The organism is Pseudoselenomonas ruminis (assembly GCF_008271295.1).
Taxonomy (GTDB): Bacteria; Bacillota; Negativicutes; order Selenomonadales; family Selenomonadaceae; genus Selenomonas_A; species Selenomonas_A ruminis.
This window is the reverse complement of sequence record NZ_VTOY01000003.1, coordinates 217,362-239,029: the sequence shown is the minus strand read 5'-3', so window position 1 is coordinate 239,029 and position 21,668 is coordinate 217,362. Positions and strand designations below refer to the sequence as shown.

The 21,668-nt window shown below is 50.4% G+C and carries 23 protein-coding genes; 1 reads left to right on the top strand and 22 read right to left on the bottom strand.

Annotated elements, in window-relative coordinates; translation table 11 throughout:
- Window positions 1-16 precede the first annotated feature (16 nt).
- The 4 genes from FZ040_RS06635 to FZ040_RS06620 all read right to left on the bottom strand — a co-directional run bounded on the left by FZ040_RS06635 (window position 17) and on the right by FZ040_RS06620 (window position 2,895).
- On the bottom strand, window positions 17-391 hold the full coding sequence (locus tag FZ040_RS06635; protein ID WP_074514485.1) for a cell division protein FtsL: 375 nt from the start codon (window positions 389-391) through the stop codon (window positions 17-19).
- On the bottom strand, window positions 391-1,353 hold the full coding sequence (gene rsmH, locus FZ040_RS06630; RefSeq protein ID WP_149171269.1) for a 16S rRNA (cytosine(1402)-N(4))-methyltransferase RsmH: 963 nt from the start codon (window positions 1,351-1,353) through the stop codon (window positions 391-393). Before rsmH ends, FZ040_RS06635 begins: the two co-directional genes overlap by 1 nt.
- 38 nt (window positions 1,354-1,391) lie before the next feature.
- A complete protein-coding gene (mraZ, locus tag FZ040_RS06625) occupies window positions 1,392-1,829 on the bottom strand; it encodes a division/cell wall cluster transcriptional repressor MraZ (protein ID WP_149171268.1) in 438 nt (145 codons plus the stop codon).
- A 232-nt stretch (window positions 1,830-2,061) separates the two neighbouring features.
- Window positions 2,062-2,895, bottom strand: coding sequence for a polysaccharide deacetylase family protein (locus FZ040_RS06620; protein ID WP_149171267.1), 834 nt, complete (start codon window positions 2,893-2,895; stop codon window positions 2,062-2,064).
- Window positions 2,896-3,087: 192 nt separating this feature from the next.
- Between FZ040_RS06620 and FZ040_RS06615 the strand changes: the two genes are divergently transcribed.
- A complete protein-coding gene (locus FZ040_RS06615; protein WP_149171266.1) occupies window positions 3,088-3,291 on the top strand; it encodes a DUF1858 domain-containing protein in 204 nt (67 codons plus the stop codon).
- A 61-nt stretch (window positions 3,292-3,352) separates the two neighbouring features.
- Here FZ040_RS06615 and FZ040_RS06610 read toward each other — a convergent pair whose 3' ends face one another.
- The 18 genes from FZ040_RS06610 to minD all read right to left on the bottom strand — a co-directional run bounded on the left by FZ040_RS06610 (window position 3,353) and on the right by minD (window position 21,668).
- Complete coding sequence (locus FZ040_RS06610) at window positions 3,353-5,068, bottom strand: proline--tRNA ligase (RefSeq protein ID WP_149171265.1); 1,716 nt, start codon at window positions 5,066-5,068, stop codon at window positions 3,353-3,355.
- Entirely contained in the window at window positions 5,065-6,138 is a 1,074-nt protein-coding gene (gene ispG, locus FZ040_RS06605; RefSeq protein ID WP_149171264.1) for a flavodoxin-dependent (E)-4-hydroxy-3-methylbut-2-enyl-diphosphate synthase, read from the bottom strand. Before ispG ends, FZ040_RS06610 begins: the two co-directional genes overlap by 4 nt.
- A gap of 4 nt (window positions 6,139-6,142) precedes the next feature.
- Window positions 6,143-7,180, bottom strand: a complete 1,038-nt coding sequence (rseP, locus tag FZ040_RS06600; RefSeq protein WP_149171263.1) for an RIP metalloprotease RseP — start codon at window positions 7,178-7,180, stop codon at window positions 6,143-6,145.
- Window positions 7,181-7,195: 15 nt separating this feature from the next.
- Window positions 7,196-8,344 (bottom strand): 1-deoxy-D-xylulose-5-phosphate reductoisomerase, encoded by a 1,149-nt coding sequence (locus FZ040_RS06595; RefSeq protein WP_149171262.1) that lies wholly within the window; start codon window positions 8,342-8,344, stop codon window positions 7,196-7,198.
- 21 nt (window positions 8,345-8,365) lie between these two features.
- Complete coding sequence (locus tag FZ040_RS06590; protein ID WP_149171261.1) at window positions 8,366-9,193, bottom strand: phosphatidate cytidylyltransferase; 828 nt, start codon at window positions 9,191-9,193, stop codon at window positions 8,366-8,368.
- Window positions 9,194-9,207: 14 nt separating this feature from the next.
- Window positions 9,208-10,026: an undecaprenyl pyrophosphate synthase gene (uppS, locus tag FZ040_RS06585; RefSeq protein ID WP_149171260.1), complete on the bottom strand. Its 819-nt coding sequence runs from the start codon at window positions 10,024-10,026 to the stop codon at window positions 9,208-9,210.
- A 117-nt stretch (window positions 10,027-10,143) separates the two neighbouring features.
- The gene (locus FZ040_RS06580; RefSeq protein ID WP_005842915.1) at window positions 10,144-10,314 is read right to left on the bottom strand and encodes a 4Fe-4S ferredoxin; all 171 of its coding nucleotides are present in this window, start codon (window positions 10,312-10,314) and stop codon (window positions 10,144-10,146) included.
- A gap of 1 nt (window position 10,315) precedes the next feature.
- Window positions 10,316-10,534, bottom strand: a complete 219-nt coding sequence (locus FZ040_RS06575; RefSeq protein WP_149171259.1) for a hypothetical protein — start codon at window positions 10,532-10,534, stop codon at window positions 10,316-10,318.
- A 1-nt stretch (window position 10,535) separates the two neighbouring features.
- A complete protein-coding gene (gene frr / locus FZ040_RS06570; RefSeq protein WP_074514467.1) occupies window positions 10,536-11,093 on the bottom strand; it encodes a ribosome recycling factor in 558 nt (185 codons plus the stop codon).
- A complete protein-coding gene (pyrH, locus tag FZ040_RS06565; RefSeq protein ID WP_051635209.1) occupies window positions 11,093-11,842 on the bottom strand; it encodes a UMP kinase in 750 nt (249 codons plus the stop codon). The genes frr and pyrH overlap by 1 nt, the downstream gene beginning before the upstream one ends.
- A 169-nt stretch (window positions 11,843-12,011) precedes the next feature.
- A complete protein-coding gene (gene tsf, locus FZ040_RS06560) occupies window positions 12,012-12,878 on the bottom strand; it encodes a translation elongation factor Ts (RefSeq protein ID WP_074514464.1) in 867 nt (288 codons plus the stop codon).
- A 101-nt stretch (window positions 12,879-12,979) separates the two neighbouring features.
- Window positions 12,980-13,699, bottom strand: coding sequence for a 30S ribosomal protein S2 (gene rpsB / locus FZ040_RS06555; protein WP_033169910.1), 720 nt, complete (start codon window positions 13,697-13,699; stop codon window positions 12,980-12,982).
- A 181-nt stretch (window positions 13,700-13,880) separates the two neighbouring features.
- Complete coding sequence (locus tag FZ040_RS06550; RefSeq protein WP_033169909.1) at window positions 13,881-15,086, bottom strand: dicarboxylate/amino acid:cation symporter; 1,206 nt, start codon at window positions 15,084-15,086, stop codon at window positions 13,881-13,883.
- Between the two features lie 190 nt (window positions 15,087-15,276).
- Window positions 15,277-16,719: an Rne/Rng family ribonuclease gene (locus tag FZ040_RS06545; RefSeq protein WP_149171258.1), complete on the bottom strand. Its 1,443-nt coding sequence runs from the start codon at window positions 16,717-16,719 to the stop codon at window positions 15,277-15,279.
- Window positions 16,720-16,755: 36 nt separating this feature from the next.
- Window positions 16,756-19,374: a TIGR03960 family B12-binding radical SAM protein gene (locus FZ040_RS06540; RefSeq protein WP_149171257.1), complete on the bottom strand. Its 2,619-nt coding sequence runs from the start codon at window positions 19,372-19,374 to the stop codon at window positions 16,756-16,758.
- Window positions 19,375-19,474: 100 nt separating this feature from the next.
- Window positions 19,475-20,578 (bottom strand): rod shape-determining protein RodA, encoded by a 1,104-nt coding sequence (gene rodA / locus FZ040_RS06535; protein ID WP_149171256.1) that lies wholly within the window; start codon window positions 20,576-20,578, stop codon window positions 19,475-19,477.
- 17 nt (window positions 20,579-20,595) lie between these two features.
- The gene (minE, locus tag FZ040_RS06530; RefSeq protein ID WP_033169905.1) at window positions 20,596-20,868 is read right to left on the bottom strand and encodes a cell division topological specificity factor MinE; all 273 of its coding nucleotides are present in this window, start codon (window positions 20,866-20,868) and stop codon (window positions 20,596-20,598) included.
- Between the two features lie 11 nt (window positions 20,869-20,879).
- Entirely contained in the window at window positions 20,880-21,668 is a 789-nt protein-coding gene (gene minD, locus FZ040_RS06525) for a septum site-determining protein MinD (protein WP_149171255.1), read from the bottom strand.

Genomic DNA, 21,668 nt, shown 5'->3' with positions numbered 1-21,668 from the left:
TTTGGCGGCTACGTATTTACTTTTCCTGACTGAAATACGTATGCTTGGGAACTTCCATCCCCAACTGGTCTTGGGCAATATTCTTGATGCGTTCCGGCGATTTGAGCTTAGCGATATCAATCTTCAACCGCTCATTCTCCTGCTCCAACGCATCTGCCTTCTGCTGAACAGCTACCAGTGCATACCCACGGCTGGCACTGACACCACTGCCTACGGTAACCAGCATAGCAAGGACTGCCATCGTCAAAAACAAAATCTGGCAGTGGGACCGGGTACTCGTATCCAGAACCGTCTTAAAAAGCGGCTCCTTCGGTGCTTGTCTTAACCGTCTGTTCTCTTCCTCCACCGAAAGCACTTCTTCTACTTGTTCTTCTTCCTGTCGTGCGAGCATCAGCGATCCCCTCCTTCCTCTTGCTGCGGTAATTTCTCTGCGATTCTTAGTTTAGCACTCTTTGACCGGGAATTGTTGGCTAATTCCTCGCTGGTCGCTTGAATTGGTTTGCCAATCATGCGAATTTCAGGCTTGTGATTGCACATACACACCGGCAGTTCTGGCGGACAAATGCAGCCGCGGGCCATTTCCTTAAGCGTCGTTTTGGCGATGCGGTCTTCCAAAGAATGGAAGGTGATGATGGCGATACGGCCGCCCGGCTTTAAATGCTTGACTGCCGTACGGAATGTGCTCTCCAAAATTCCCAATTCATCATTGACTTCAATGCGAATGGCCTGAAAAATACGCTTGGCCGGATGACCATTCGCCGCCTGACGGACCGCCTTCGGCACGGCCTTGCAAATGATATCCACCAGTTCACCAGTGGTCTCAACGGGCTTTACGGCACGCTCCTTGACGATAAACTGTGCGATCCGGCGTCCCCAGCGTTCCTCTCCATAATCATGGAAAATGCGGTCAAGGTCTTTCTCACTATATTTGTTGACCACATCATAGGCAGAAAAAGCTGCTTCCGGGTCCATTCGCATATCCAAAGGCGCATCCAGCATATACGAAAACCCTCGCTCCGCCGTATCAATCTGATGCGACGATACGCCAAGATCGAACACCACACCATCCACCAGTGGAGCATTCTCTTCCTCAAGAATCGACTCCAGGTTGCGGAAGTTGCTATGAACAATATCCACCCGGCAGGCCGCATCTTTTAGCCGCTCTGTCGCTGCCGCAATCGCCTCTTCGTCCTGGTCAATGCCGATAAGACGTCCCTCCGGCTCCAATAGTTCCGTAATTCGTTTGGAATGACCGGCACCACCTAGCGTACAATCCACATAAGTTCCCTTTTTATTTGTCACCAGACCTTTTACGGTCTCTTCCAGCATCACGCTGATATGATGAAACTCCATGTTTCCTGCTCCTAGCATTTATCTTTAGCAAAAGTGGGTTATATTCCCAATTCGGAAAGCGAATCGGCAATCGCCGTCACATCCGGCTCCACCTCTTCGTTATACTTCTCCCATTGTTCCTTGCTCCAAACCTCGATGCGGTTGTCGACACCGGTAAGCACGACATCCTGCTTCAACGCAATTCCCGCATGTGAACGGAGATTAGCCGGAACCAGGAAACGCCCCTGTTTATCACACTCAAGCGTTCTGGCCCCAGCAAAGAAGAATCGGTTAAGGGCGCGGGCAGCCGGTTTGGCCATTGGCAAAGCGCGCAGCTTTGCCGCCCACTCTTCCCAGGCTTGCTGTCCATATAGGAATAGGCAGTTATCCAGACCACGCGTAATCACAAAGGTGACACCGAGTTCCTGGCGAAAATCAGCCGGCAGAATGATACGCCCTTTGGCATCGATGGAATGTACATATTCCCCCATAAACATTCTGCCTCACCACCTTTCTGGCCTTTTAAACCACTTTCCCCCACAATTCACCACTTTTTCTCCTCTCATTTATATCAAAAATCCGCCACTTTTGCAAGCCCCAGTTAGCCTCAGCGCGTATTTTTCCACAAATTATTCCACAATTATGCAAAAAACCTGTGAATAAACAGTCTGATTTTGCTGTTTATTCACAGGTTTTTCCTTCATATAATAGGCTTGCGCGCCAATCCCATTAATTTTTCGTCCAGCCAAAGCGCTCAAATATCGGGGTATAACGTATGCGCTCCAAAAAGTCCTTGCGTGTATCTTCCGTATGGAATATCGGCACACGCTCTAAGGCGTAAATATTACTGGCTTTATCCACATTTCCGTATTTAATGGTAAAGGCCGCTTTATAGCCTGCCTCCTTTACCATCTCCGCGATATGCAGATTATAAGTTCCCGTAGGATAGGCCATATAATCTACCGAATGCCCCAGTTCCTTTTCCGCCTTCTTCTTGGAATCCACCAACTCCATCCGGAGCTGTTCGTCCGTAAGGTCGGTCATCGACTTGTGGTCAACGGTATGCGATTCAATGCTGATGCCATGGGCATCCATTTCCCTCGCCTGGTCCCAAGTCATGTAATTTTTATCCTTGCCCAAAAAGCTTGTAATCACAAATACCGTAGCTTTAAATCCGTATTTTTTCAAAATCGGATAAGCATTGGTATAATTATCTTCATACCCGTCATCGAACGTAATCAATACCGGATTTTCCGGCAGCTCGCCATTTCCTGCTATACTATCATAAAGTTCGTCCGGCGAAATCGTATGATACCCATTATCCCGAAGATAACGCATCTGCTCGTCAAAATCATCCGGGCGAACCGCCAGCGAGATAAAGGTGTTATCGATTTTATGGTAATTCAGCACCATCACCTTAGTTCCGGTTTCGCTGTCTGCCACCATGGTCGCCGTCATTGGCTTCTGGCCGGATATCAGCACAGGAACCAGCAGCAGCAATAAGATTACCGCCGCCCGCAGCCACCACTTTGCGGTATTTTTTCTTCTATGTTCTAACGACATCTTTCGATTCCTCACTTTCACAATCCTATTCATTTTACCCCGATTTCCAAGAAAATTCCAGTCCCGTTTATTTTTTTGTGAATGTGGTTCATTATTCCTTGTATCCATCTGCCCTTCTGTGCTATAATTCGGGTAATGGAAATTTCCCATCTTCGATGGGTTTTTACTAAGCTATATAGGAGGTTCTATATTATGGCAATTACCAAAGACATGAGCATTCTCGAAGTCGTTCAGAAATATCCGGACACGGTTGATGTATTCGTCAATGCCGGCATGGGCTGCCTTGGCTGCGCTGCCGCACATTTCGAAAACATCGAGCAGGGTGCTATGGCTCACGGCATTGATGTTGACGCTCTGATTGAAGGCCTCAACGAAGCTGTTGGCTCCGCTGAATAAAACGGATAAAAAAATAACCGCTATTCGCAATTGCGAATGGCGGTTATTTTTTTGCCGTTTATCAAAGGTTCTGCAAGAGCTCCTGAACTTTTTCCAAGTACTCTTCACGGCTAAAGGTAAATACTTCCCCTGTCTTGCGTACCTTGACTTCAATCAGGCCCTCTTCTACAGCCTTCGGTCCAACGACTACCCGGACCGGATAGCCAATCAAATCGCAGTCTTTAAATTTAACACCGGCGCGCTCCTTGCGGTCATCAAGCAGCGTATCCATGCCGGCTTTGCGGCATTCCGCATAAATTTCCTCGGCATAGGCCAGCTGGTCATCTTTTTTCACATTGACTGCAACGACAACCACCTCAAACGGCGCAATAGCTCTCGGCCAAATGATGCCCTGCTCATCGTTGTTCTGCTCGATTGCAGCAGCCATTGTACGGCCGACACCAATGCCATAGCATCCCATGTAAAGCGGCTGAGATTTTCCCTGCTCATCGAGGAAGGTAGCCCCCATTGCCTGCGAATATTTTGTTCCAAGCGTAAATACCTGACCGGCCTCGATGCCACGCGTCATCGTCATCGGTGCACCACAACGCGGGCACGCATCGCCTTCTTTGACCATGCGCAAATCAGTAACAACGATGCTCTGCTGGGTAAAATCGCGCTTCGGATTTACATTCTTATAATGCATATCGGCCTCGTTGGCACCAGCGACAGCATTATGCATGTTCATGACCGTCGGATCTACCAGGATAAGCGTACCCTCTTTGATGCCAATCGGGCTCATGAATCCCGGGCAGCCGCCCACCGCCTTGATGGCCTCATCCTCAGCCATCCGGAGTTCTAACGCACCTTCTACCTGATTGATTACCTTGACTTCGTTGACCTCATGGTCACCGCGGACAAATGCCAGTACCAGCTGATCCGTATCCGTCTGATAGGCTACAGCCTTGATGGTTTTCGACGTGGGAACATTCAGGTACTCCGCTACGCTCTCAATGGTAGCGGCAGCTGGCGTTTCAACCTTCGTAAGTTCCAATTCTTCTTCTGCCGCTGCTTCGATAGGCGCCAATTCGGCCTTTTCATCACTAGCGGCATAATCGCACTTCGTGCAGTAGGCAATATTGGACTCACCAGCCTCTGCCAGCACTGTGAACTCATGAGAATGACCGCCGCCAATAGCACCATTATCAGCTTCTACCGGGCGGAATTTAAGCCCCATGCGGGTGTAGATGTTCGTATACGCATCATACATCTTTTGGTACGATACATTCATGCCCTCGACATCCTTATCAAAGGAGTAAAGGTCTTTCATGATAAACTCGCGGCTGCGCATAAGGCCGAAACGCGGACGGCGTTCATCGCGGAATTTATCCTGAATCTGATAGAGCAACAATGGCAGCTGTTTATAACTGCTGACCTCATCGCGGACGAGGTCGGTAATCATTTCCTCATGCGTCGGGCCAAGGCAGAAGTTACGTCCATGACGGTCTTTGATGCGCATCATCTCATCGCCATAGGCAGCCCAGCGGCCGCTCTCTTCCCAAAGCTCCGACGGCTGCAGAATCGGCATAGCGACTTCCTGGCCGCCAGCCTCATCCATTTCCTCGCGGATAATCTCCTCAATTTTGCGGATAACCCGCCAGCCAAGCGGCAGGAAAGTGTACATACCACCGGCAACCTTGCGGATCATCCCCGCACGGTACATCAGCTGATGGCTGACGATTTCCGCCTCGGCCGGCGTATTACGAAGTGTTGGTGCATATAAATTACTTGCTCTCATTTCTGTTTACGTTCCTCCAGTATTGCATCGATTTCCTTGAACAGTTCCTCGACCAGTATTTCCTCGGGTACCTTGCGGATAATTTCTCCCTTGCGGAAAATAAGTCCTTCGCCATTGCCGCCAGCAATGCCGACATCGGCACCGCGTGCCTCGCCCGGTCCATTGACGACACAGCCCATAACCGCAACGTCAATCGGGTCCTTGATGGTCTCCAGCTTCTTTTCCACCTGAGCGGCAATGGCCGGCAAATCGATGCTGGTTCGGCCGCAGGTTGGGCAGGCTACCAGCGTCGGGCCATATTCCTTCAGCCCCAGGGATTTTAGGATTTCATTGGCTACCTTGACCTCTACCACGGGGTCACCAGTCAGCGAAATCCGGAAGGTATCACCGATTCCCTCAGCCAGCAAAGCACCGATTCCCACGGCGGATTTTATGATACCCGTGTTGACAGTACCTGCTTCAGTAATGCCCAGATGCAGCGGATAATCCACCGTCTCGCTCATCAGGCGGTATGCCGCTAACGTCAGCGGAACATCATGGGCCTTGAGGGATATTTTCATATCGTGAAAATCCAATTCCTCGAGGATACGGATATGCTGCATGGCAGATTCTACCAATGCTTCCGGCGTAACCGCACCGTACTTGGCCAGGATTTTCTTATCCAGCGAACCGGCATTGACACCAATCCGGATGGGAATATGCTTGGCTTTAGCCGCCTGTACTACCGCTTTGACTTTTTCCTCGCCGCCAATATTGCCCGGATTCAGGCGCAAAGCTGAAATGCCCTGATCAATAGCCTCCAATGCGAGCTTATAGTCAAAATGGATATCAGCCACCAGCGGCACATCGACCTGGGCTATGATATTGCCCAGGTTCTTAGCCGCCTCCATGTCCGGTACTGCCAACCGGACAATATCACAGCCAGCAGCCTGCAACGCCTTAATCTGTGCAACCGTTGCTTCCGTATCCGTAGTTTTCGTATTGCACATGGACTGCACCGAAATCGGTGCTCCCCCGCCAATGGCCACTGGTCCGATATGAATCTGACGGGTCTTTTTGCGTTTCATCATTTCTTCAGCCTCCCGTAAAGACGCGTACAATATCGTTCTTAGTTGCCAGCACCATGAGCAAAATCAGCAGGAAGATGCCAATCTTCTGCGTGTATTCCAGTGCCTTTGGGCTCATCGGTTTTCCCCGCACAGCCTCGACAACCAGTCCGGCAAAATGTCCGCCATCAAGCGCTGGAATCGGGAACAGGTTCACAATGCCAAGATTGAGGCTCAAAAAGGCAGCAAAATTCAAGAGCGGTACAAAGCCCATCTGAGCAACTTCGCCAGCCATCTGCGCTACGCCTATCGGACCGGCCAGTTCAGCCCCTGAAAGTTCCAGGATAATCTTATAGAGCGCGTCGAGCATCATGAGGATAATTGCCACGGTCTTTTTCACCGCCAGCTGAGCGGCTTCAAAGACGCCCGGATGATGTGTTTCCACCGAACTCATTACGCCAACTACGGCCTTCTTAGCCTGATTGTCGTATACCGGCGTCATTACCGTAGTAATCGTTTCATCCCCACGCTGCACGACAACGGTAACCGGGTCTCCCGCATTGTCCTTTACGCCATTGACAAAATCTGTCCATTTTTCGACAACCACACCATCCAGGCTGATAATGCGGTCGCCATTTTGCAGGCCGGCCTCAGCTGCCGGCTTGCCTTCCATAACGGTGCCAAGAATCGGCTCCGGATTAGGCGTGCTGACACCAGCAAAGAAAAATATGCCAAAGAACAGTATCACGGGCAGGATAAAATTCATAATCGACCCCGCCAAAATGACTACCATGCGGGAAAGGACCGGTTTGGCGCAATAACCGCGCTCACCGGCATCATTATCACTCGGGTCCATGCCCGCGATGTCATTGAAGCCGCCCAGCGGTATCGCACGAATCGAATAAACGGTTTCTCCCCACTGATGACTTATAAGCTTTGGCCCGAAACCAATGGCAAATTCATCGACGCGCATTCCCGTGAGTTTTGCCGTGATAAAATGCCCCAGTTCATGAACCAGCACCAAAAGGCCAAACACAAAAATAGCTGCTGCTATCGTCAAAACCATAAAAACACCTGCCTGTTATTTTGTCAGCAGGGACGCCGCATAGCCGCGGGCCCAGCTGTCCTCCTCAAACAACTCTTCCAGCGTCGGTTCCATGATGCATTCGCGCTTCAGCATCGTCTGCTCGATGATGTCATAAATATCGAGGAACTTGATGCCGCCCTTTAAGAATGCGCCTACGGCAATCTCATTGGCCGCGTTAAAGATACAGGGCATGCTGCCCCCCATCTCACCGGCCTCGTAGGCAAATTTGAGTCCTTTGAACGTATCCGTATCCGGCTCAGCAAAGGTCAAATCCTTCATATTCCAGAAATCCAGACGCTCAAAGTTCGAATCGGTGCGTTCTGGATAAGTCAGCGCATACTGAATCGGCAGCTTCATATCCGTAGAACCCAATTGGGCGATAACGGCACCGTCATGGAACTGTACCATCGAATGGACAATGCTCTGCGGATGAACTACTACCTGAATCTGGTCATAACGGACACCATAGAGCCACTTTGCCTCAATGACTTCCAGCCCCTTATTGACAAGCGACGCCGAATCCACCGTGATTTTTTTGCCCATATTCCAGGTCGGGTGCGCCAGTACCTGTTCAACCGTCGCATCTTTAAGGTCCTCGCGTTTCTTCCCGCGGAACGGTCCCCCTGAACAAGTCAGCAGGAGTTTTTCAATGCTCGCGAGCTTTTCTCCCTGCAGACACTGGAAGAAAGCACAATGCTCACTATCGACCGGCAAAATGGCTACACCCTGTTCCTTTGCGCGGCGGGTGACAATCTCACCGGCAACGACCAGCGTTTCCTTATTGGCCAGCGCAATATCTTTTTTCGCCTCCAAGGCCTTCATCGTCGGTTCAAGACCGGCAAAGCCCATCATCGAGGTAACTACCGTATCGACTTCATCGACAGCAGCTGCCTCAATAAAAGCCTGACGGCAGCCCGCCAGTTTCGTCGGACCGCTGTACCGGCTCTTTAACCGGTTGTACGCAGCTTCATCGGAAAGTACCGCCAGCTCCGGTTCAAACTCACGAATCTGCTGCTCTAAGAGTTCATCACTAGCATTGGCTGCCAAAACCGAAATATGAAACATTTCCGGATGGCTGCGCACCACATCTAACGTCTGCGTACCGATAGACCCCGTAGAGCCCAATACCGCTATATTTTTCATCGCGGATTCACCTTACTTCCTTTACATCGTCAAGCCGACGATTTTTACAAAATAATATACCAGCGGTGCCGTAAACAGGACGCTGTCAAAGCGGTCCCAAATTCCGCCATGTCCCGGGATAATATTGCCCGAGTCCTTGATGCCGGTATAACGCTTTGCCACCGATTCCACCAAATCGCCCAGCGTTGCCAGGATCGAAATGGCCAAACCTAAAACGGCCAATTCCTTGACCGGCAACGAAAAGAAAACGCCAAGACCGGCTGCCGAAGCCGTCGTTCCCACGACAGACCCTAAGAATCCTTCCACTGTCTTGTTCGGGCTGATGCTCGGACAAAGCTTATGGCGTCCCAATGCCGAGCCGGTAAAATACGCGAACGTATCACTTGCCCAGGTACCGACAAACATAATCCAAATCAGCGCAGCCCCAAACGGAACAGCTCCGAGCGGCGTGGAAATCATCATGCCCGGCTGCATATCCCTAAGCATCACCATGTAGGCAAACGGAAAACCAAAATAAAAAATTCCTGCAATCGATGTCACCGCGTCCATAATACTGGTTACACTGTGACGCAATACACTTTCCAACAGGATTACCAATACGATGAGCGTACTGACCGCCATCATGAGTTCTGCATTGCCATACCGTCCGGCATACCAGAGCAGCGTAATTCCAGCCAGTCCCGTGCCAAAGGTAAGGCCCATCCCTCTTTCCGAAAAGGCGCGGACATACTCAAACCAGGCCAGCAATGCCAATACCAGCGCGAAACCAGCAAACACAGTGCCGCCTGTCTGGATGACAAAGGCCGCCAGCACGATACCGATAATCCCCGTAATAATTCTTGTAATCAATGAAAACGCCCCTATTATTTTTTTTCATCCTTCGTGAGGCCGCCAAAACGGCGGTCACGGCCGGCATAATCGATCATTGCCTCTACAAAACACTCCGGTGTAAAATCCGGCCAGTTCGTATCCGTAAACCAAAATTCTGCATAAGCCGACTGCCAAAGCAAGAAATTTGAGAGCCGCTGGTCACCGCTCGTGCGAATCACCAGGTCGACCGGCAAATTGCCCTTGGTATCCAAGGCTTCCTCTATAACGGCTGCATCAATCGACTCAGCGGCCAATTGCCCGGCAGCCACCTGCTTGCTAATCGCCTGCACAGCACGAATCAATTCATCCTGACCGCCATAATTTGCCGCCACATTGAATTTAACACCGGTATTATTCTTCATGAGTTCTTCGGCATCGCGTATCTGCTTTTGCAGCGATTCGGGCAGGCCGTCAATCCGTCCAATAAAATGAATCTGCACATTGTCTTCATGCATTTCCTGAACTTCTTTCCGCAGATATTCTGAAAACAGATTCATCAAAAAATCTACTTCCGCATGCGGGCGCTTCCAGTTCTCCGTCGAAAAGGCATAAACCGTAAGCGCATCAAGATTCAGGCCAATTGCCGTCTTTAAAATATTCTTGAGCGTCTTGACGCCAGCCGTATGACCAGCCGTGCGGATCATTCCCTGGCCTTTCGCCCAACGCCCGTTGCCATCCATAATGATTGCTACATGGCGAGGCAGTTTTTCCCAATTGATTTTGGAAAAAAGCGGCGAATCGTGCTCGGGAATCTCAAAAGTTCCGCCTGACACCACCGATTTGCCAATGCTGCCTAAAATCTTCTTTATCATATCGAAATCCCTCATTTACAGGATGTTGTATGGTCCAATAATACAAGAACAAGCCCCTCTTCCGTCAAGCCGTAAGAGGGGCCTGTTCCCAAAGGAATCCTAGGATTCCCTCATGCGTCAGGGAGCCTCGATAGCAGATACCGGGCAGCCAGCAGCGCAAGCGCCGCACTCTACGCATTTGTCTGCATCAATCTCATAATGCTCAGCACCTTCGCTGATTGCCTCAACCGGGCAAGTAGCAGCACAGGAGCCGCAAGAAATGCAGTCATCATTAATTTTATAAGCCATGTCAGAACACCTCCTTCTCGAGTTTCTTCTGCTTCGCTACGAGTGTAACCAGCAGAGTGCCGTCGGCGATTCTACGCTCACGAACGACATAAAGACAGTTACTGTCTGTCTTGAAAAAATCACGCGAAGGGCGCGATATTTCCGTCTGAAACTCCACACCCTCAGATTCCAGCAAAGCTTTTGCTTCCTCCCAGGGCCGGCCAATCAAGTCGTAAGCCATATCAGACTTCCATGACCTCTTTCTCTTTGGCCTCTTTCGTCGTATCGACGAGCTTGATGTACTTGTCAACGAGTTTCTGAACGCTTTCCTGGCCACGTTTGGACTCGTCCTCAGTGATTTCCTTAGCCTTCTCGAGTTTCTTTACTGCATCATTGCCATCGCGGCGAACATTGCGGATTGCAACCTTTGCTTCTTCGGCTTTTTTGTTGACCTGTTTTACAATTTCCTGACGGCGTTCCTGCGTCAAAGCCGGAATAGCCAAACGGATTGCCGTACCATCAGAGTTCGGCGAAAGACCGAGGTCCGATTTCATGATGGCAACCTCAATCTCATGCAGCATCGATTTTTCATACGGCTGAATCAGAATCATGCGCGGTTCCGGAACAGCAACCTTTGCAATCTGGTTGACCGGCGTCGGCGAACCATAATAATCAACCATAACTTTGTCGAGCAGCGCCGGCGTAGCACGGCCTGCACGAAGGGATGCGAACTCACGCTTCAGTGCCTCAATGGATTTTTGCATGCGTTCCTCATGGGAAGCAAGGATGTCTTTAATCATTATTCTTTACCTCCTACCGTCGTGCCAATCTCTTCACCGAGAGCAGCCTTGACGATGTTTTTGTGATCATCGATGTTGAATACAACCAATGGAATCTTATTGTCCATGCAAAGGCTCGTTGCCGTCGTATCCATGACCTGCAAGCCCTTGTTGAGGATTTCAATATACGTCAGCGTATCGAACTTCTTGGCATCCGGATTCTTATTCGGGTCCGAATCATAAATGCCATCCGTTCCCTTCTTGGCCATGAGAATGACATCGGCTTCTGTCTCAGCGGCGCGAAGTGCTGCCGTCGTATCCGTCGAGAAATACGGGTTGCCTGTGCCAGCACCAAAAATGACAACACGGCCCTTTTCCATATGGCGGATAGCCTTACGGCGAATGTAAGGTTCAGCAACCTGGCGCATTTCGATAGCCGTCTGTACACGGGTATCCACATCAAGCTTCTCCAGTGCATCCTGAAGAGCCAACGCATTCATAACCGTAGCCATCATGCCCATGTAGTCCGCAGTAGCCCGCTCCATGCCTTTAGCTGAACCAGAAAGTCCACGCCAGATGTTTCCACCGCCAACAACAACGGCAACATCAACGCCATGTTCACGAACTTTCTTAATCTGCGCAGCAATATCCTCGACAACGGCTGGATTGATACCAAACCCCTGGTCGCCAGCCAGCGACTCACCGCTAAGTTTAAGGACTACACGTTTATACTTTGCTGTTTCCAAAACTATTACCCTCCATCCAGGCATCACTGTACCCGCTTCATACTCATACTTAATCTATTATACCTTAAATTGCAGCACGAAACAACGCTTCGCGGGGTCTATTTCCGCGTTTCGCGCAAAAGACTCTCCCACGGGCAAAAAAATCCCCCATGGAGCAAACGGATTGCAGCCCATGGGGGATTTCATCAGAAACTTATTTCATCTGTGCAGCAACTTCGGCAGCGAAGTTTTCTTCTTTCTTCTCGATACCTTCGCCGAGCTGGAAGCGCGTGAATGCCGTTACTTTGACATCGCCGAGAACATCAGCAACCGTCTTCTCGGAATCCTTAACGAAAATCTGCTCGTTGAGGCAGACTTCCTTATAGAATTTGTTGATGCGGCCTTCAACCATACGCTCGATGATGTTAGCCGGTTTGCCTTCTTCCTCAGCCTGTTTGCGGAGAACTTCCTTCTCATGCTCGAGGTCAGCAGCGTCAACGCCTGCACGATCAATAGCCGTCGGAGCAGCAGCAGCAATCTGCATAGCAACATCTTTACCCAGTGCTTCATCACCAGCCGTCATGTCAACGAGGACACCAATTTTGCCGCCCATATGGATGTAGGTAGCAACGCGGCCAGCAGACTCATAGCAAGCGAAACGGCGCAGGGAGATTTTCTCACCAATCGTAGCCGTAGCTTCCGTAATGAGGTCGGAAACTTTTTTGCCATCGATAACACTGTCGTTCAGAGCATCGAGGTCAGCCGGTTTCGTATCAGCAATGTGCTTAGCGATTTTTGCCGTCAGCTCTTTGAACTGATCATTGCCAGCAGCGAAGTCCGTCTCGCAGTTGATTTCAACAACGACACCAACTTTTGCATCGTCGCTGACGTAAGCAGCAACTGCACCCTCAGCAGCAACACGGCCAGCTTTTTTCTCAGCCTTAGCAATGCCCTTCTCGCGCAGGAAGTCGATTGCTTTTTCCATGTCACCATCGACAGCCGTCAGTGCTTTTTTGCAGTCCATCATACCTGCGCCCGTCTTTTCGCGCAGCTCTTTTACCAGTGCAGCAGTAATTGCCATTTACTTCTTCCTCCTAAAAATCGTTTTTGATTTTCATAATAAATAACGGGGTAAGGGATAATTATTCCCTTACCCCGTCATGACTTCTTGTGTGAGTACTATTACTCAGCAGCTTTCGTATCAGCTGCTTCGCCATCCTGGCCCTGACGGCCTTCGAGGACAGCATCAGCCATACGGCCCGTCAGCAGTTTGACGGCACGGATAGCATCATCATTGCCCGGAATGACATAATCGATCTCATCCGGATCGCAGTTCGTGTCAACAATAGCAACGATAGGAATGTTGAGTTTGCGTGCCTCAGCAACAGCAATGCGCTCTTTGCGCGGGTCAACGATGAACAGTGCGCCCGGCAGCTTGTTCATTTCTTTGATACCGCCGAGGTACTTCTCGAGTTTCTCCATCTCATGACGAAGACCCTGAACCTCTTTTTTCGTGAGGACTTCGAACGTGCCATCAGCTTCCATAGCCTCGAGCTCTTTCAGGCGAGCAACGCGCTTCTGGATCGTCTGGAAGTTCGTCATCATACCACCGAGCCAACGCTCGTTGATGTAGAACATGTTAGCACGCAGAGCTTCTTCTTTGATAGCTTCCTGTGCCTGTTTCTTCGTACCAACGAAGAGAATGTTCTTGCCTTCTTCAGCAACGCTGCGAAGGAATGCATAAGCCTCGTCAACTTTCTTGACGGTCTTCTGCAGGTCGATAATGTAGATGCCATTGCGCTCCGTGAAGATGTATTTAGCCATCTTCGGGTTCCAACGGCGGGTCTGATGTCCGAAGTGGACACCTGCTTCAAGTAACTGTTTCATGGAAATAACTGCCATGTTGGTGCACCTCCTGTTTTTTCTTCTGAGCTCCTCATCTTCTGCACCACCCCATACCGGGGCACAGGGCAGATATCGGATACTCATGCTTTTTATTACACCGTCAGATATTATAGCACAAAAATACCGGGAAATGCAATCCATAAATTGCAATTTCCCGGTAATTTTTTATGCTTTGCCGTTAGGCGGCAGCGTGCTTTTTCTCTTCCTGGTCCATGACAATCGTCACTGCACCATCACCCGTGATATTCAGGCAGGTACGGAACATGTCGAGGACACGGTCGATACCAGCGACAAGTGCCAGTCCCTCAATCGGAAGGCCAACAGCCTGCAGTACCATAGCCAGCATGATAAGGCCAGCGCCCGGTACACCTGCCGTACCAATGGATGCCAGCGTACCAGTCAGGATAACCATCATCATCTGTCCCATGGTCAGGTCAACGCCAAAGACGTTGGCAATGAACAGCGTGCAGACACCCATATAAAGTGCTGTACCATCCATATTGATGGTTGCGCCAAGCGGCAGTACGAAAGAGGAAACCTCACGCGATACGCCAAGTTTCTCCTGGCAGTTCTTCATGTTGACCGGCAGGGAAGCTGCACTAGAGCAAGTCGTGAACGCGATGAGCATCTGCTCACTCATACCACGGAAGAACTGCATCGGCGTATGACCCCCCCAGAGTTTTGCCAGCGTAGAATATACTGCCACTGCATGGATTGCACAGCCAACAGCTACGCAGGCAATGACCGACATCAAAGGCAGCAGAACTTTCGGGCCGTTCTTAGCAACGACCGGCAGCAGGAGCGCGAATACGCCATAAGGAGCAAAGCTCATAACGATACCAATGATTTTATAGGATACTTCCGCAGCAGCATCAAAGAATTTGACGAGAAGTTCCGCCCGCTCGCCGCCTACCTGAAGGATGCCGACACCTACAAACAACGAGAAGATGATAACTGGCAAAATCTGCGCTTTGGCCATGGCCTCAATCGGATTTGCCGGAACCATTGCCACGAATACCTGCATGATAGAAGGTGCCTCTTTTACCTTCACCGCTGCATCACTGGCAATCTGCAGGCCAACGCCCGGATGGATAAGGCCAGCAATGCCAAAGCCGATGACGATGGCAATTGCCGTCGTAAACAGATACAGGACAATGGTTTTTAAGCCAATGCGTCCCAGTTTCTTCGTATCGCCAAGACTGGTCATACCGACTACGAGGGAGAAGAATACCACCGGTACGATCATCATCTTGATGAGATTGATGAAAATGGTGCCAATCGGGGCAATCCACCAATTGATGAACGGCAGTGCCGGTTCACCAGCTATAAGCCCCACAACAACGGAGAGGATCAGTGCAATAAAGATCTTGATTGAGAGGTTCATAACAATCACTCCTTTTGGATAAATTTAGATTATAATTACGGTATCCCTCGTTCAAGCCTATTATACTTTAAATTTTCTGACATGTCTACACTATGAATACAAAATACCACCATGTGTATTGTATACATTAATAAAGCGTCTTCATGATAGACATTTGTCCTCATAAAGACGCTTTATGCTGTATTCCTCTTCAGTTTTGCTGCAGAATCGAATAATTCTCCGGATGCATGCCCGGCTTTACCGTGACTTTGATATCCGTACCGAACTCAGCGGCCAGATTCATCATCAACTGGTTCTGACGGAGTTCCTCGGCTACGGTTTCATGAACTTCAATCTCATAGCCTTCACTGGCGTGCGATGAATGCTCCATGCGGCGGATGGCGGTGGCAATGCGGATGCTGACCGTCTCGGGTGATTCTACCCGCCCGCGTCCATGACAGACCGGACATTCGCTGTAAATAATGCTGTCGAGATTCTGGCGGGATTTCTTGCGGGTGATTTCCACCAGCCCCAGACTCGTGATGTCCACGATATTCGTCTTGGTGCGGTCGTGTTTGACATTTTCTCGCATGAAGGTCAGCAGGTGTTCCTTCTGCTCTTCCTTCTCCATGTCGATAAAATCGACGATGATTATACCGCCAATATCGCGCAGGCGAATCTGGCGCATGATTTCTCTGGCGGCCTCCAGATTTGTCTGGTACACCGTATCGCCCAGATTCGATTTGCCGACGTATTTGCCGGTATTGACATCAATGACTGTCAACGCTTCCGTCTTATCAATGACGAGGAAACCGCCGGATTTTAATTCTACCTCACGGGCTCCGAGTTTTTCCAGCTCATCTTCGATGCCGTATTTGCGGAATAGCGGCTCGCTGCCTTCATAGAATTTTACGCGGTCCACGAGGTGCGGCGACAAGAACTGCACCAATTCCCTTACCCGCTGCCAAACCTCATGGTCATCAATGACCATTTCATCAATTTCATCGGTCAGGGAATCCCGCACAATCCGGATGATAAGGTCGGCATCGCGGAACAACAGATTTGATCCTTTGCTTTTGAGCTTGAACCGCGCCATAATGGACTGCCAAAGTTTCACCAGGTAATCCACATCTGACTTGAGCACCTCTTCGCTCTGGCCTGCAGCCGCAGTCCGGATGATAAGGCCCATCCCCTCCGGACATATCCGGCTGGCGATATCGTGCAGGCGGTCTCGTTCAGCCTCGGCTTCGATTCGCCTTGACATGCCAATATAGGCAGCCGTAGGCATCAAAACCACATTGCGTCCCGGAAGGGAAATATGGGTCGTAGCCCGTGGTCCCTTCGTACCGATTGCATCTTTTATGATTTGCACGGGCAGCCGCTGGCCGATATGGATATGCTGTGCCTTCGGCAGGGCCTTTACCATATCCTGCGGCATTCCATCGCCAATGTAGAGAAAGGCATTCTTCTCCGTTCCAATATCAACAAAAGCTGCCTGCATGCCTGGCAGGACATTCTGAATCTGTCCTTTATAGATATTGCCCACCAGATGCGAGTGCGAGGAACGTTCCATCTCTATGGTTTCAAGCACACCATCTTCCAGCATCGCCACCCGGTTTTCCTCCGGGGTACTGGTTACCAATATGGATTTCATAAGCTCCCCCCTTCCCTGTCATATTTTCCATAGCTATTATACCAGTTCAATCAGGCGCTTGCCATGTCCGAAAAGGCCGTTTCTGGTAATCAAAGCCTGTCCGGCATCTACGGGAAGTGCAAACTGTTCGGCAATTGCCCGCAGCACCTCCACTGGCTTAACGCTGCCGGACTGGGTAATGACGATATCCATGGCCAGCTTCAAGCCATCATTCGTCACTTCAGCCACTACCGGCTTCTTCATATACTGTTTGGTTTCAATCTCCCGCTTCTTCTTCGGCGTTACGCGATGGAAGATAACCTCCGGCGCATCGTTGTAAGCCTTCACCGCTCGCTGGGCAGCGGCCTCATCGCCATCAAAGGGAACCAGCAGGGTATAACGCGCCTCGTCAGCCTGCGCCATTAACGCCGGCTGCTTGCCATGTACCTCACGCAGTTCTTTGAGTTTTGCCCCCGGCGGCAGCTGCGCATTCAATCGGTCGAATACTTCCGGCTGGCAAACTGGCTTTAACAGTTCAAAGTCCATATACTCCGCTTCGCTCGTAACGCCCAAGGAAAGCGCCGAGGCAAAGGCGACCTTCATATGCGGGTTGAATCCCTCGGAATACGCCATCGGCAGTTTCGCCCGGTCAAATGCCCGCAGGAACAAATTCGCATAATCCAGGTGCGATACATAGCGAAGTTCTTCGCCCTTGGTAATTTCAGCACGGTATTTATAGAGCGTGCGCGGTTTGCCAGGGCCCTTCGGATCCTTTTCGGGGTTCTTCGGGGCAGCCACCTTGGCAATCTGCTCGGCAACAGTCGGATTCTCCTTGGCATAATCAATAACGTGAACGCCAAGGTTCGGGCAAATGCCGCAGGCACTGCATTTGCCGCGGCGGCAGTCCTCCGTCAAAGCCCCTTCCATGGCTTTTTTCCACTCGCGCAACAAAAATTCCTTATTGACGCCCGGAGACGTAATATCCCAAGGCAGCGGCTCATTGAAATCGCGCTGGCGCTCGTTGTAATACTTCATGTCAACGCCGCATTTTTCAAAGGCTTCCAGCCAGGTATCATGCTGGTACAGATCGGACCACCCATCAAATTTTGCTCCATCAGCCCAGGCCTGATACAGGACTTTTGCCAGTCTGCGGTCACCACGGGCGAAAACTCCCTCAATGACCGAAAGGCGGGCATCGTGGTAATTAAAGGTAATCGCGCGATCGGTAATATGTTCTTTTAAGAGCTGCTGACGGCGTTCAAATTCAGCAATGGGAAGCTGGCCAAACCACTGGAACGGCGTATATGGTTTCGGCACAAAGCAGGCAACCGAAATCGTCACCTTGACACCACGGCGCCCCTTGATTTCCGTATAAAGGTCAACGACCTTCTTCGCCAGTTTGGCGATGCCGATGATGTCCTCATCGGTTTCCGTCGGAAGGCCCATCATGAAATACAGCTTGACCTGTTTCCACCCCTGACGGAAGGCCGAACCGCAGGCGTTCATAAGGTTTTCTTCCGTGACGCCCTTGTTGATGACATCGCGAAGCCGCTGGGTGCCGGCTTCCGGTGCAAAGGTCAGGCCGGATTTTCTTACCTGCTGCATCTTGTGGGCGAGTTCAATGGAAAAGCTGTCAATGCGCAGCGACGGCAGCGAAAAACTTACCTTTTCATTCTTGAACTCTTCCATCAAATCGTTGACCAGATTGCCCAGGCAGGAATAATCCGCTGACGAAAGCGAAGTAAGGCTCATTTCATCGTAACCGGATTTATCAACGAGGCTGCGCGCCATGGCCTTGAGATTTTTCTCCGTGCGCTCGCGGGCCGGCCGGTAGCAAATGCCAGCCTGGCAGAAACGGCAGCCGCGCGAACAGCCGCGGAACAATTCCAGCATGATGCGGTTGTGAACGATGTCCATAAACGGCACGATTGGCTTTTCCACCGAGGGGACTTCATCCATATCACGGCAGACGCGCTTGAAAATCAGCGGCTTTGCCTTTTCTTCGAGAGCCTTCAGGCTCAGATAATTTCCGGCGGCATCGTACTGCGGTTCATAAAACGACGGCACATAGATTCCATCCAGCGTCAGCAGCCGTTTCAAGAAGCCGCGGCGTCCGCCCTGCCGTCCGTCTTTTTTCCACGCTGCCATCGCATTGGCAATTTCCACGACAGCTTCCTCGGCTTCGCCCACGATGAAGAAATCAAAGAAATCCGCAATCGGCTCAACATTGTAAACGCAAGGACCGCCACCCACGATAAACGGCATCGTATCGTCACGGTCTTTTGCCCAAAGCGGAACCCCCGCAAGGTCCAGCATATTGAGCACGTTGGAATAAATCATCTCATACTGCAGCGAAAAGCCCCATAAGTCGAAGGCCGAAAGCTCCGTATGCGTTTCCAGCGAAAACAACGGAATCTTCCGTTCGCGCATCTCTTTTTCCATATCGGTCCAAGGTGCATACACGCGCTCGGCAGCAACATTTTTCTGACGGTTTAACGCATCATAAAGAATCGCCAATCCCAAATTGCTCATGCCGACTTCATAGACATCCGGCAAGGACAAGGCAAAGGTGCAGTCTACTTTATCCCAATCTTTTTTCACGGCATTCCACTCACCGCCGGTATAGCGGGACGGCTTCAAAACATTCTGAAGCACTTCGTGGTCAAGTCGTATCATTTGTTCATTCCTCCATCATTTCATTCCGAATCATTCTATACAGATAGAAATAGCCCTCCCCAGGATTGGGGAGGAGCCACTAAAATCCGCATTAAGCCTGCTAAAACAGCAGCTTTTGCTTTCGTAATTGGATATTCATCAATATCGTAATCGACAGGATATTGGTCGTCAGGGAGCTGACGCCATAACTCATGAGCGGCAGCGGTATGCCGGTTACCGGCATAATGCCAAGCGTCATACCGACATTTACCAGCACGTGGAAGGCCAGCATCGAAGTGATTCCCACCGCCAGAAGCCTTCCAAACATATCACTGGCATCGCGCGCAATGCAGACGCCACGCCAAAGAACTACCAGATAGAGCAGCAGCAGGAACGTGACACCAATAAAGCCCAGTTCCTCTCCGACCACGGCGAAAATAAAGTCCGTGTGATTCTCCGGTAAAAAGTTCAGCTGGCTCTGCGTACCTTCAAAGAGCCCCTTGCCAAAGAGCAGCCCTGAGCCAATCGCTATCTTCGACTGGATAATATGATAACCGGACCCCAGCGGGTCTACATTCGGGTCCATAAAGACCATGATGCGCATCTTCTGGTAATCTTTAAGCACATGCCATAGGATAGGCATCATCGCAATTCCCGTGGCGAAAATTCCCCCGAGTATCTTCAGATTGATGCCGCAGGCAAAAACCATGCCGAAAAAGATAGCCATAAAGACGAGCGAAGTACCAAGATCCGGTTGTTTCATGACCAGCAGGAACGGCAGGCCGACATAGGCAGCCACCGGCAACAGGTCATGAAGGGTATTGAGCTTGCCGACCCGGTCTTCCAGCATGGTTGCCAGCGAGATTATCATGATAATCTTGGAAAACTCCGATGGCTGAATGCTGATGGGTCCAATGGAAATCCAGCGCTGCGCGCCCAGTGCGGATTGCCCCACAAACATGACGGCCAGCAGCATGATCAGATTAAAAACATAAAGCTTATTTCCATAGCCCTGCAACAGTTTATAATCAAAGTTCAGCAGAAACGCAGCAAAGCCGACATTTACCAGGGCAAATATTCCCTGCCGGGCAACGAACCAATAGCGGTCATCGCTTGGCGTATTGATATGGGTAGCACTGCCGATGATGACAAGGCTCATGAGGACGATGCCCACCGTAGCCAACAGCAGTGAAAGGTCCATACGCCGTAATATACTTTTCGTCATTTCTTCTTATTCATCTCTCAGTGATTTCCCTTGTCATGCTTCATGCGGGCAACCGGGATATTGGCAACCAAAGCAACCGAATCATCATCGTTAGCCAACGAGATTTCCATATCCGTCTGGTTGATTTCCATATAATTAGAAATCACTTTGATGATATCGTTCTTGAGGTTATCCATGACTTCGGGAGAAATGTTGGCACGGTCATGGATGAGCACGACCTTCAGGCGGTCGCGGGCAATCTTGCCAGACTGCTCTTTCTTGCCGAAAATCTTCATCAATGCGTCTAACATAAAACTCCTCCTTACTTACGGAAAACGTGCTTCAGACGAGTCCAGAAGCCTTCTTTTTCAAACGTCATGAACGGGATATCTTCGCCACACATGCGCCCGACAATGTTGCGGTAAGCCGTGCCAGCCTGAGAGTCATCCATCGTAATACAAGGCTCGCCCTTATTGGTACTGGTTACGACTTTGATATCATCGGGAACCTGTCCAATGCACTCGAGCGAAAGGATATCGTCAATGTCTTCCATATCAAGCATATCGCCGTTTTCCACCATCTGCGGGCGAATGCGGTTAACAATCAGCTTGATGTTTTCCTTGTCAGCCCGTCCGAGCTCACCGATAATCTTATCGGCATCGCGGACAGCCGAAATCTCTGGCATCGTTACGACCAAAGCCGTATCCGCAGCAGCGATAGCCGTTTTGAAGCCCTGCTCAATGCCTGCCGGGCAGTCAATCAGGATATAGTCAAATTCCTTGCGGAGCTCATTGCACAACGTGATGAGCTGCTCCGGATTAACGGCCATCTTATCCTTTACCTGCGAAGTCGGCAGCAGGAACAGCGAATCGTATTTCTTATGACGAACCAGTGCCTTTTTGTAAGGAACGCGGCCTTCGGTAACGTCAATCAAGTCATACATGATACGGTTCTCAAGCCCCAGCAAAAGGTCAAGATTGCGTAGTCCAGTATCCGTATCGACCAATACGACTTTCTTGCCACGCATAGCAAGCCCAACACCAAGATTTGCCGTCGTTGTGGTCTTACCAACGCCGCCTTTACCGGAGGTAATTACATAGATTTCACTCAT